Origin of the sequence: Brevibacterium sanguinis (genome assembly GCF_039528855.1) — a bacterium.
In the GTDB taxonomy this organism is placed as follows: Bacteria; Actinomycetota; Actinomycetes; order Actinomycetales; family Brevibacteriaceae; genus Brevibacterium; species Brevibacterium sanguinis.
The window spans coordinates 111,753-123,509 of sequence record NZ_BAAAMB010000013.1; the positions used below are offsets into that span (position 1 = coordinate 111,753).

Genomic DNA, 11,757 nt, shown 5'->3' on the forward strand with positions numbered 1-11,757 from the left:
ATGGGTCGGGCTACGACCGCCACGGCCGACCGTGGAGGACGACAGTCTTCGCCTCTGTCATCTCTTCGACTGCGGCCCGCGGTCCCTCTTTGCCGATTCCGCTGGCTTTGAGTCCCCCGTATGGCATGAGATCCGCTCGCCAGAGAGGCGTCCAGTTGATGTGGATGCTTCCGGCGTCGACGTCGCGCATGTATCGGATGGCGGCGTCGATGTCATTGGTGAAGATGCCGGCGGATAGGCCGTACTCGGTCGTGTTCGCCAGAGCGATCGCAGTCGCCGTATCAGGTGCATCGGTCACGGCCACAGCGGGTCCGAAGATCTCCTCCTGCGCGAAACGCGAGTGGGGATCGACTCCGCTGACGATCGCCGGCTCGACAATGGCTCCCGATCGATCGCCGCCGAGTTCCAAGGACGCGCCGTCTTCAACGGCGCGCAGAATGGACTCATGGACGCGCGTCGCTTCGCGTTCGGAGATCAGTGTTCCGACTGTTGTCTCAGCCGCGCTCGGATCACCGGTACGATGTTGAGCGACCTCGGCGCGGAGGGCGTCGAGGAAATCGCCGTGCACCGCTTCGTGGACGATGACACGTTGGACCGAGATGCAGACTTGGCCTGCATTCGTGTAGCCGCCGGCGGCGACGGCCGCGGCAGCGAGCGGGATATCCGCATCCGGCAGAACTACGACAGGGGCCGACGAACCCAGCTCGAGCGAGAGCTTCTTCACCCCGGCCACTTCCGCAATATGGCGGCCGATTGCAGTGGATCCCGTGAAGGATACCTTCCTGATCCGCTGGTCCGAAGAAAGCCTGTCGCCGATTTCTCCCCCGGGTCCGGTGAGCACTGAGAGCACTCCTTCCGGAAGTCCCGCATCGACGAAACACTCGGCCAGGGCCAGTGCCGTGAGCGGTGTCGTACTGGCCGGTTTGAGGATGACGGCGTTGCCTGCAGCCAGCGCCGGGGCGATCTTGTGATTGACGAGCAAGGCGGGGTAGTTGAAAGGCGTGATCGCAGCGACGATGCCGACGGGCTGTCGCAGAGTGAAGCCGACCTTGTCGAGCCCGGTTCCGGGATTGGCATCGAGCGGAAGGCTCTCGCCGTAGAGCTGGGTGCCCTCGAACGCGGCCAGTCGGATGATCGATCCCGAACGGCTGGCTTCCCCCTGCGCCTCCTTGAGCGTCTTGCCGTTCTCTGCCGACAGCGTCTGTGCGATCTCCTCGGCTCGTTCGTCGGCCAGGTCCGCAGCGCGCATGAGAATCGAGAAGCGTTCGTGCGCAGGAGTGGCCCGCCACGTCTCAGCCCCGACGACCGCAGCTTCGACAGCCGCATTGACATCGTCGGCGCCGGCGATCGAACACTGCCCCACGACACGGTGATCGTAAGGCGAGACGACGTCGCGCATCGCCCCCGGCCCACTGCCGCGCTGCCACCGTCCACCGATGAGCAACTCATGACGCACCATCGCGTACTCCAAACTTCCAACTCGATTGCATTCCCTCCACTTTGAACCGGTCCAATTCGTTCGCAAGAAGTTCCGCAAGGCATTTTTGGACCGGTCCAATACGGAGACAATGCGAACTTAGTGTGACCCGCCTCATGCTGTCAACCCCCTAGCGCGGATCCGATTTCGCGCTGTCGCGGATCGCCCGTCCATCAGGCGGAGATCCTGCGTGTGTGATGATGTTGTCATGGCGAACACGGGGGCAGATTCTGCGTCGGGTCAGCGGTCACGGCCCACTATCCGCGATGTCGCCGCGCGCGCCGGAGTCTCCAAATCACTGGTCTCACTCGCTTTCACCGATCCACAGAAGGTCGGTCCTCAGCGCCGGGAACTCATCCTCGAAGCCGCTCAGGCTCTCGGCTACGAGCCGAACTTCCTGGCTCGTTCGTTGGCCAGGGACTCCGCGCCCTTCGTCGGAATCCTCGTCGTCAATCTGCGCAACCCGATCTTTGCCGAGATCGCCGAGGCAGTCCGTCAAGAGCTAGATCTCAACGGCGAATACGGGCTGATCACCAGCGCCGCGATCACCGACTCGGATGACCTTCCGAACAGCTACGGTCGCATCGATCCGCGGGTTGTTCGCATGCTGCAGGATCTGCGCCCGAAGGCACTCATCGTCGTCGGAACGGTGCCGGAAGAGGAGGCGATGTTCCGCGGAATACCAACGGTGTACGCAAGTGCAGCACCCAGGCCGAACACCGAACACTCCTCTGTGCGCATGGACGACGCTAAAGGCATGGAGCTCGCCGTCGACCATCTCGTCTCACTGGGCCATACGAGAATCGGATTCATCGGCGGTCGTGGCGGAGCGGTCTCCGCCGGACGAGCCCGGGCTTTCATCACAGAGATGGAATCCCGCGGATTGGAAGCAGTGGTCGAGCCGGCGGGCTTTTCGGAAGCTGAGGGCTATCGCGCGGCAAATGACCTTCTCAGCCGGGACCGGCGGCCCAGCGCCGTCGTCTGCGTCAACGACATTTCAGCGATCGGAGTTCTCGCTGCTGCCGATGATGCAGGCGTGGTCGTGCCGGACGAACTCGCCGTCGTCGGGTTCGACAACATCCCACTTGCCGACCTCAATCGCATCTCATTGACTTCGGTGGACCCGCAGAACCGAGAGATCGGTCGCTTGTCGGCCCTTGCCGTGCTCGAACTTCTCGGAGCACAAGGAACTCCGCCGTCTGAATCACTCATCACTCCCGACCTCGTGATTCGGGGTTCGACGCTAGCCCACCGGCCGCAGGAAGCCCCGCCATCCGATTGACACCGCTGAGCAGACAGTGATCCCAGCCATCAGGTCTGGTGTCGAGCCACATCGGCGGCGAGCATCCCCGGCCACTCAGCGAGGTCGGCCGGTGTCCGGGCGACGATGAGCTCGGAGTGCGGGAGCACCGCGTGGAGAGCCTCGGCCGTGGAGAGCGGATGGGCGGGATCATCGGCCCACGCGAGGATCGTCGTGGGCGTCTCCACCCCGGCGAGCGCCTCGGGGGTGGGCAGGTCGCTGGCCGCGGCACCGCGGAGCACCGCGGGCAGGAGACGTTCGGGAACCTGCGGAGTGGTCTCCGGTGCGTCGGCGAGCGCCGGGGGTCGGACGGCGCTCGCCCCGACGGCCAGGTACTCGGCGATGCCGCCGCCGGCGACGAGGTCGGCCGCTTCGAGGTAGACCTCGGCCTGCGCCGGACGCGTCTGCCAGGCCGTGGGCGGGACGACGAGGGTGAGACCGGAGAAGCGCCGCGGGTCGGCCACCGCGGCGTGGAGGAGGGTGGCTGCACCCATCGACGGGCCGACTCCGTGAACCGTCTCCCCGGGGAAGTGGAGGTCGAGGAGCGTGAGGAGGTCGACGGCCAGACGGGACCAGCGATAGTCGATGGCCGCGCTGCGGCCGGTCGATTCCCCGTGGCCGCGCGCGTCGTAGCGCAGCAGACGGGTGCCGCTGAGGCCGACGCCGAGGTCGAGGTGGAGCACGCGGTCGCGAGCGCGCGACGACGTCAGACCGTGGAGTTGGACGACAGCTCGTCCGCCCTCGTCGCTGAGCTCGGCGGCGATGTCGGCACCGTCGACGGCATGTCTCGACATCACGGACCAGACCTCCCCACCTGCGGCTCCCTGCCGTGGCTCTCACGTTAGAGTAGCGACATGCGTTTGACCAACGTGTCTCACCTCAACCTCCCGTTCGGCCGCCTCTACGGCTACGACGTCGTGACCGGGCCGCTCGGACGCAGGCGCCCGATCTCGTTCGACCAGCAGCGGCATGTGGCCGCCGGGGCCCGCCCCGGATCGTGGATGGCGCTCTCGCTGCGCCTGCCCGGCGACGTCGACCGCGATGCTCTCGCCGCCGCCTGGTGGGCGGTCATGCAACGGCACGGCACCCTGCGCACGGCGTTCTTCACCGATGACGACAACGAGGTGGGTCTCGCCGAGGTCGAGCTCCTGTCCGGTGGCTGGCGTGAGCATGCGATCGCCCAGGGCGAGGCCGTCAACAGCGCCCTGCGCAGCGTCCTCGATGAGGCGTGCACCCCGTTCGCCCGGCCCTCCCACCGCCTCTGCGTGCTCGAGACCGCGGCCGGGTCGACCGTCATCATCGGGGCCGACCATGCGCACGTCGACATGTGGTCGATGCTCGTCATCGCCCGTGATCTCCTCTCCGCACTCTCGGCGATCACCCTCGGCGAGGACCCCGACCTCGATCCCGCCCCGGCGTTCTACGAGCACACCCTGGCCCTGTCCGAACCGGGACCCCCGCCGGAGCGGGTGAGCTCGCGGTGGCGGGAGATCCTCGAGGCCGGTGGGGGCTTCATGCCCCGCTTCCCGCTCCCCCTCGGTGAGTCGACCGCGCACCTCGAGCGGGTCGTCGTCCGCGATGTCTTCGACGTCCACTCCTCGGCGGCGTTCTCCGCCGAGGCCCGGGCCGAGGGTGTCTCGACCCTGACCTTGGCGCTCTCGGCGATGGCGGAGATCACCCGGGAGGTCGGCGGCGGTCCGCTGCGCGCGGTCTTCCCCGTCCACAGCCGGTATGAGGAGCGGTGGAACGACGCCGTCGGCTGGTTCATCACGAACTCGGTCCTCGAGATCACCGACCCGGCCCCGCGGGCGAGCGCGGCAGCGGTGCGGGAGGCCATCGACCTCGGCTCCCATCCCCTCGCCGAGGTGCTCGCACCGTGGGGCGGCATGCCCGAGGCCCCGGGGATGTTCGCGATCTCCTGGCTCGACCTGCGCAGGCTGCCGGTGCGCATCGATTCGACGGGGCTCGACGCCCAGTACGTGGGCGCGACGATCCGCACCGACGGGGTGATGCTGTGGTTCATCCTCGACGAGAACGGCCTCCACCTGCGGTGCCGGTACCCCGATTCCGAGCAGGCCCGTGCCAACGTCGGCGGGTGGCTCGATGCGCTCGTCGCCCGGATGCAGGACATCGCCGCGACATCCTCAGGCGACGCCCTGCGCGTGGCCGGCGAGGAGTTCCGCGTCTCACGGGCCCGCCGCGGTGACGTGCCCGCGATCCTCACTCTCCTCGAAGGCGATGCTCCCGGCGCCGAGGTGCTCGACCGCCTCCATGCCGCGATCACCCGGGATCGCGCCCACTACCTCGCCGTCGTCCGCGACGAGCGCGCCGAGGTCGCCGGGACAATGCAGCTGACGTTCGTTCCCGGGTTCTCCCACGGCGGGGCGCTGCGGCTGGAGATCGCCGGGTTCCGCGCGCGTTCGTACGAACTCGGGGAGGCGATGCTCGCGTGGGCGCATGAGCAGGGCCGCAACCGCGGGGCCGATGTCGCGCAGATGACGACGGAGGTCGATTCGGAGCTCGTCACCGCCCTCGGCTACACGCCCGAGCAGGGGCGGTTCGTCCGCCGACTGGCCGGTGACGACGATGGGTGACTCCGATCCTCGCCGAGGCGGTCCCCGGCTCCTGACCTCAGCCGACGGTTCGCGGTCGGTCAGGACACGGACGACACGCCCTGGGCGCTCCTCGCGCACCCGTCTCGAGTCGCTGGCGACGAGGCTGTCGGTCATCGCCTTCGTCATCGTCGCGCTCGGGGTGGGCGTCTCGATCCGCGGTGAGACCATTCCGCTCGGCGGGGAGGACTCCCTCGGCGCACTGACGGGATGGTGGACAGCACTGACGGCGGGACTGGGATTCGGCCTGTCGTACCTCCTCGCGGGCCGGCGGACGGAGCTGGCGTGGCGACGACGGCTGCCGCTGGTCAAACGCGCCCTCGATCTCCTCGCCCTCACCTCGGCGGTGGCGCTCGTCGCCAACATCGCGATGCACGCGATCTTCCAGGTCTTCCAGCTCGGCTTCCTCGGCCTCGAAGTCGACTGGCTCGGCGGTGCCGCACTGGCCGGGGCGGCCGCCTCTGTGATGACGTACTTCGCCGTGGTCATCGGCGATGAGGTGACGAGCGTGGTCGTCGTCGGTCTCGTCGTCACGGGGCTGTTCATGGGCACGCTGGCGTCGATGATCCAGTCCCCGGAGGCGACGTGGTGGCAGTTCCACTTCTCGCGGCTGGGCAATGACACCGGCGTCAATGGGTATCAGTTCAACGTCTCGCTGCTCATCACCGGTCTGCTGCTGACGACGCTGGCGAACTTCATCGGCCGCGACATCGACCTCGGGCTGCGGCACCGCGGCATCCGGGAGCCAGGGCGCGTGACCGTGCTGACGTGGGAGTTCGCGGCGATCGGTATCTGCATGATCGTCGTCGGGCTGGTTCCCGACGCCGTGAACTTCCCCGTGCACGTCAGCGCGGGGGCGGGGATGGTCGTGGCCTTCGTCGCGTTCTTCCTCACCCTGCTCCGGATGATTCCCGGTCTCCCCCGCGACTTCACGGCGACGTCGTTCACGGTCATCGCCGCGATCGCCGTGTCCATCGCACTGTGGGTGCCGCTGGGCTACTACAACCTCACGGGCATGGAGACGATGGCCGCAGGGGTCCTCTTCGCGTGGCTCTTCCTGCTCGCGCGGATGACGCGCGCATATGCGGAGCCGCCGGTGACGGCTTAGACTCGCTGACGGGCTCGGCAGACTCGCGCACGTGTGCGAGGCCGCCTGCCTGAACCGCCCGTCCTCACTCCTGGAGCGCACTGTGCCAGATTGGCTCGTCATCGTCCTCTCGGTCATCGCGGGACTGCTCGTGCTCTGGCTCGCCCTCATCGTCATCCTGTGGGTCCAGCAGCGGCGCCTCGGCAGGACCGTGAACTGGCGGGAGATCGTGCGTCTCGTCCCCGACGTCGTCCGCCTCATCAGGCGTCTGGCCGCCGATCCGCAGACGCCGACGGGCACGCGGTGGATGCTCGGCGGACTGCTCGCCTACCTGCTGCTGCCGATCGACGTAGTGCCCGACTTCATCCCGGTGCTCGGGTACGCCGATGATGCGATCGCCGTCGTCATCGTCCTGCGCTTCGCGATCCGCCATGCGGGCATGGAAAGCATCGAGAAGCACTGGCCCGGCACCGAGGCGGGTCTGCAGAGCCTGCTCACGCTGACGAACGCGAAACGGCAGGGGTAGGCGGACGCGCGGGTCAGCGATCGGGTGAGCGAACAGCCACGGGAACGGACGAACACGCGCGTGAACGTACGCCCCAGGTACGCTCCACGCTGGTATCCCGCCGCTCGTTCAACACTTGGCGCGTTCATCACCGCTCCGGCGACGCCGCGGCCGCTCGTTCAACACTTGACGTGAAAATCGCGCCTTCGGGGACGACATTTTCACGCGAACTGTTGATCGAGGGGCCGCCCTGTCGATTCAGGGCCGCTCGAGCGCCGGCCCGCGGGGTGTTGTGGATGTACTTGACGAGTGGTTTCAAAGCGCATCGTAACCGCATTATCGGCGGTGGCTGAGAATTGAAAACGCCCCCCACCCGGAACAATCTTCCCAGGTGAGGGGCTTATCGAGTAGCGCGGGGGAGGCTCGATCTCCCGACCTCACGATTATGAGTCGTGCGCTCTAACCAGCTGAGCTACCGCGCCTCGAATCAAGCGCCGCGGTTTTCACGCGGCACGAGAGCCCCGAAAGGGAATCGAACCCTTGACCTTCTCCTTACCATGGAGATGCTCTGCCGACTGAGCTATCGGGGCAACAGGTAAGAATTTACACGGGGTTGCGCGACCGGGGCAAATCCGTCCCCGGTGACCTCACTCACAGGCCACCCCGCCCAGGCCCCTCCCCTGCGTCGCGCCGGAGCCGCAGCACCATCGGTGCCGCCGCTCGGCCCCGCTCGGATGCCTATTTCACGGGGTCGAACCGACCCGCGAGGAACCCCTGGAGCCGGCCCGGATGATTCGTGATGATCCCGTCGACCTCGGCGTCGAGGAGCTCCCGCCACTCGTTCATCTCATCGGCCGTCCACACGAACACCCCGAGGTCGTTGTCCCGGATCTCCTTGACGATCGACTTCCGCAGCGAGAATCCCCTGAACGACGGATTGATCGCCACCGCACCGAGGCTGCGGGCCGTGGCGATGTCCTCGGGCCGGGGCACCATGCGCAGGAGGAACCGGGTGACCATCGGCAGCAGGTCACGGCATGTGGCCAGCGTGTCGGTGTTGAACGCCTGGACGACCATGCGATCGGCGGTGCCGGTCTCGACGACGAGTTCGGAGATCCTCGCCACCGCCCCCGGCGACCACTCCCCCTTGAGCTCAAGGAGGAGTTCGCCGCCTCGGTGCTGGATGTCGCGCATCACCGCCGCGAGCGTCGGGATCCGGATGCCCATGAACCCCGGTCCCATCCACGACCCCGCGTCGACGAACGAGAGCTCCTCAGCCGTGAGCTTGACGACCGGGCCCTTGCGGTTCGTCGTCCGGTCGAGGTCGGGGTCATGGAGGATGACCGGGACCCCGTCGGCACTCGTCGAGGCGTCGACCTCGATGAAGTCGACGTCGAGCGCTCGCGCAGCATCGACGGCGGCCAGACTGTTCTCGGGAACGACGGCCGAATATCCGCGGTGGGCGATGACGAGCGGGCGCGTGCCCGAGCCGGGTCGCTCGGTGATGCCCCGCTCGCGCAGGAACTGGAGAAAGCTCATGCCTCCACCCTAATTCCAAAGCAGTCATGCCACGCACGCGAATCGGAGAACATCGCCGGTCTTGCATTCTGGATACTCAGTGCTCTATCCCCGCCGCCCAGGAGTAACGTACGCTTCTGAGAATCGGTGAACATCTCGGAATCCGGGATGGCGATTCTCCGATCCGACACCGCACCACCGCAGTCCGCAACCGCTCCACCACCCTGTCGCTTGACGAAAGGTTCGCCATGGAGGCCATCTTCGCCGCCACGATCCTCCTCGCCTTCATCGCCCTCGGCGAGTTGGTCTCGATCTGGTCGAAGGCCCGCATTCCCAGCCTGCTCGTCGCGATGCTCGGCGTCTTCATCTTCGCGAAGATCGGCATCGTGCCCGAATCCGTCGTCGACGACTCGATGCTCGTCCAGATCTACACGATCCTCGTCGCCCCGCTGCTCTTCCACATGGGCACGCTCATCCCCCTGCGCATCATGCTCAAGCAGTGGCGTTCGGTCATCATCGCGGTCTCCGGCATGCTCGTCGCCGTCCTCCTCATCCTCGCGATCGTCGCGCCGCTCTTCGGCTTCGAGACATTCGTCGCCGGGTCCGGCCCGCTGGCCGGCGGCATCGTCGCCACGAGCCTGACGACCGAGGGCCTGACCGCCGCGGGCGCCGCCTCGTCGATCATCGTCCTCCCGGCGCTCGTCCTCATGCTCCAGTCGCTGCCGTCGATGCCGCTGACGAACTTCCTCCTGCGCCGGTATGCGACGAAGCTGCGCGACAGCGGCGAACTCCACGAGATGGCGCTGGCCCACCACGAGGAGGAACAGGAGGCGGCGACGAAGAAGAAGCTCATCACCCTGCCGTCCTACCTCGTCGACAATCAGCTGTTCATGCTCTTCCTCATCCTCGTCGGCGGTTCCCTGGCCACCCTGCTCGCGATTCCCACGCAGATCCCGTCGTCGATCCTCGCACTCATCCTCGGCATCCTCGCCACCGCGATCGGGCTGTCCCCGGACAGGGCGATGGAGCGCTCGAACTCTTTCGGCATCGCGATGGCCGGTGTCATCGCGATCGTCATGGCCCCGCTCGTGACCGCGTCCGTCGAGGACGTCCTCCGCGCCTTCCTGCCGACCGTGACGATCCTCGTCGTCGGCGGCGCCGGCATCGTCATCGGCGGATTCATCGCGACGAAGCTGCTGCGCTGGCGGGCGCCGCTGGGCATGTCCGTGGCCCTGACGGCGATGTACGGCTTCCCCGCCGACTACCTGCTCACCAATGAGGTCGCCCGGTCGATCGCCCGCGACGACGATGAGAAGGAAGCCCTCCTCAACGTCATGCTCCCGCCGATGCTCGTCGGCGGATTCACCTCGGTGAGCGCCGGGTCCGTCGTCATCGCCAGCGTCCTCGTGGGTCTGCTGTGAGAGATCTCCTCGCCGAGGCGGCCGTCCTCCTTCCCGACCTCACCGCGCTGCGGCGCGACTTCCACGCCCACCCCGAGGTCGGTCTCGACCTGCCGCGGACGCAGGCCGCGGTGCTCGAGGCGATCGCCGACCTCGACGTCGAGGTGACGACGGGAACGGGAACCACCTCGGTGGTCGCCGTCCTCCGGGGCACCCACCCGGACCGCGGTGCCGATGCACCCGCGGTCCTGCTGCGCGGGGACATGGACGCCCTGCCGCTCACCGAGGCGACCGCCGAGCCGTTCGCGGCGACGAACGGGGCGATGCACGCATGCGGTCACGATCTTCACACCGCCGGTCTCGTCGGAGCGCTGCGCCTGCTCGCGGCACACCGCGACGAACTCAGAGGCGATGTCGTCGCGATGTTCCAGCCCGGCGAGGAGGGGTTCAACGGGGCGTCGGTGATGATCGACGAGGGCGTGCTCGACGCGGCCGGGTCACGGGCGATCGCCGCCTTCGGCGTGCACGTCAACACCAGTGAGCGCGGGATCGTCTCGACGAAGCCGGGGACCCTGCAGGCCGGGTCGAGCGTCCTGCAGGTCACGGTGCACGGTCGCGGCGGGCACGGTTCGCAGCCGACCCAGGCCGTCGATCCGGTGCCGGCGCTCGCGGAGATCGTCACCGGCCTGCAGACCATGGTCACCCGGCGCGTCGACCTCTTCGATCCCGTCGTGCTCACGGTCACGCAGCTGAGCGGCAGCGAGGCGGTCAACATCATCCCGGAGCAGGCGTCGCTGGGGGCGACTGTGCGCACGCTCTCGCAGGCCTCGCTGGAGACCGTGCGGGATCAGGCGACGCAGCTGGCCACGGGCATTGCGGCCGCCCACGGGTGCACCGCCGAGGTGGACTTCGAGGTCCAGTATCCCGTCACCGTCAACGACGCCGCCGAGACCGCGTGGGCTGTCGACCGGCTGCGCGACCTCCTCGGCGACGATCGGGTGCAGGTGGTCGCGCAGCCGATCATGGCGAGTGAGGACTTCTCCTTCGTCCTCGCCGAGGTGCCCGGGACGTACATGATGCTCGGTGCCGGGCGCACCGATGTGCCGGCGGAGCAGCAGGGCGACAACCACTCCCCGTTCGTCATCTTCGACGACACGGTGCTCACCGAGCAGGCCGCGATCCTCAGCCACCTCGCGATCACGCGGTTGGCCTAGGGTCTGGTCTCCGGCGCCCGACTCAGCGCTTCCGGCGGAGACGCCACCAGCGAGGTCGTCGGCGTCCGGGCTGATCAGGGTCGATGTGCTCCTCGGCGGGGGCTGGGTCCTCAGCAGCGGCAGAGTCTGCTGCCGCAGCTTCGGCTGCCGCGCGCAGTGCGGTGCGGCGCTGTCGCCAGGAGACCACCTCGGCGTCGATGTCGCGGGGCGGGGTGAAGACCGGGGGGCCGGTGCGGAGGTCGAGGACGGCTTCGCGCACCCGGGCGTTGAACCCGGTGAGATAGTCGCGGACATCCGACTCCTTGGCGAATGCATCGAGCGTGTCCTCGAGGACGGCGCTCTCCTTGCGCAGCTGGAAGGCGGCGGGGGCGACGCCGCTGATGTCCTCGGCGTCGAGCTTCTGCTTGATCCACCAGTCGGGGTCCTCGGAGCTGTGGAGACCTTTGAGCGGCTTGCCCATGCCCGGCAGGTTGTCGAAGTCGCCGCGTCTGACGGCCTTGTCGATCGCCGATTCCGCGACCGCGTCCCGGTCGGCGAGCGAATTCATCCGCCGAGGTGGTTCCTTCGCTCCCATCGCTGCCCCCTCCACTGTGGTGCTCTCCACGGTAGTGGGGGGATCCGGGCGTGACAATGCGGGTCCCCCG

10 protein-coding genes and 2 tRNA genes are annotated in these 11,757 nt (G+C 67.7%); 6 read left to right on the forward strand and 6 right to left on the reverse strand.

Annotation, left to right across the window (positions count from 1 at the left end):
• Nucleotides 1-10: 10 nt before the first annotated feature.
• Nucleotides 11-1,399 (reverse strand): aldehyde dehydrogenase family protein, encoded by a 1,389-nt coding sequence (locus ABD154_RS14650; RefSeq protein WP_344251520.1) that lies wholly within the window; start codon nucleotides 1,397-1,399, stop codon nucleotides 11-13.
• Between the two features lie 286 nt (nucleotides 1,400-1,685).
• Between ABD154_RS14650 and ABD154_RS14655 the strand changes: the two genes are divergently transcribed.
• Entirely contained in the window at nucleotides 1,686-2,759 is a 1,074-nt protein-coding gene (locus ABD154_RS14655) for a LacI family DNA-binding transcriptional regulator (RefSeq protein ID WP_140955519.1), read from the forward strand.
• Nucleotides 2,760-2,788: 29 nt separating this feature from the next.
• On the opposite strand, the gene ABD154_RS14660 is transcribed toward ABD154_RS14655, so the two are convergent.
• Nucleotides 2,789-3,571 (reverse strand): alpha/beta fold hydrolase, encoded by a 783-nt coding sequence (locus ABD154_RS14660; RefSeq protein ID WP_211979315.1) that lies wholly within the window; start codon nucleotides 3,569-3,571, stop codon nucleotides 2,789-2,791.
• A gap of 60 nt (nucleotides 3,572-3,631) precedes the next feature.
• Between ABD154_RS14660 and ABD154_RS14665 the strand changes: the two genes are divergently transcribed.
• From ABD154_RS14665 to ABD154_RS14675, 3 genes are all read left to right on the forward strand, one after another.
• The gene (locus ABD154_RS14665; RefSeq protein WP_211978004.1) at nucleotides 3,632-5,371 is read left to right on the forward strand and encodes a condensation domain-containing protein; all 1,740 of its coding nucleotides are present in this window, start codon (nucleotides 3,632-3,634) and stop codon (nucleotides 5,369-5,371) included.
• Entirely contained in the window at nucleotides 5,364-6,497 is a 1,134-nt protein-coding gene (locus ABD154_RS14670) for a DUF998 domain-containing protein (RefSeq protein ID WP_211978005.1), read from the forward strand. The genes ABD154_RS14665 and ABD154_RS14670 overlap by 8 nt, the downstream gene beginning before the upstream one ends.
• Before the next feature lie 82 nt (nucleotides 6,498-6,579).
• Entirely contained in the window at nucleotides 6,580-7,002 is a 423-nt protein-coding gene (locus ABD154_RS14675) for a YkvA family protein (RefSeq protein ID WP_211978006.1), read from the forward strand.
• 387 nt (nucleotides 7,003-7,389) lie between these two features.
• Here the strand turns inward: ABD154_RS14675 and ABD154_RS14680 are convergent.
• The 3 genes from ABD154_RS14680 to ABD154_RS14690 form a co-directional block, all read right to left on the reverse strand.
• Nucleotides 7,390-7,463 (reverse strand) — tRNA-Met (locus ABD154_RS14680).
• Nucleotides 7,464-7,498: 35 nt separating this feature from the next.
• Nucleotides 7,499-7,571: transfer RNA gene (locus ABD154_RS14685), tRNA-Thr, on the reverse strand.
• A gap of 148 nt (nucleotides 7,572-7,719) precedes the next feature.
• The gene (locus ABD154_RS14690; RefSeq protein ID WP_137825452.1) at nucleotides 7,720-8,520 is read right to left on the reverse strand and encodes a glycerophosphodiester phosphodiesterase; all 801 of its coding nucleotides are present in this window, start codon (nucleotides 8,518-8,520) and stop codon (nucleotides 7,720-7,722) included.
• Between the two features lie 227 nt (nucleotides 8,521-8,747).
• On the opposite strand from ABD154_RS14690, the gene ABD154_RS14695 reads away from it, so the two are divergent.
• Complete coding sequence (locus ABD154_RS14695; RefSeq protein WP_137825451.1) at nucleotides 8,748-9,920, forward strand: hypothetical protein; 1,173 nt, start codon at nucleotides 8,748-8,750, stop codon at nucleotides 9,918-9,920.
• Nucleotides 9,917-11,113, forward strand: a complete 1,197-nt coding sequence (locus ABD154_RS14700) for a M20 metallopeptidase family protein (protein ID WP_137825450.1) — start codon at nucleotides 9,917-9,919, stop codon at nucleotides 11,111-11,113. The genes ABD154_RS14695 and ABD154_RS14700 overlap by 4 nt, the downstream gene beginning before the upstream one ends.
• A gap of 22 nt (nucleotides 11,114-11,135) precedes the next feature.
• On the opposite strand, the gene ABD154_RS14705 is transcribed toward ABD154_RS14700, so the two are convergent.
• Nucleotides 11,136-11,687, reverse strand: a complete 552-nt coding sequence (locus ABD154_RS14705; RefSeq protein ID WP_137825449.1) for a DnaJ family domain-containing protein — start codon at nucleotides 11,685-11,687, stop codon at nucleotides 11,136-11,138.
• Between the last annotated feature and the right edge of the window lie 70 nt (nucleotides 11,688-11,757).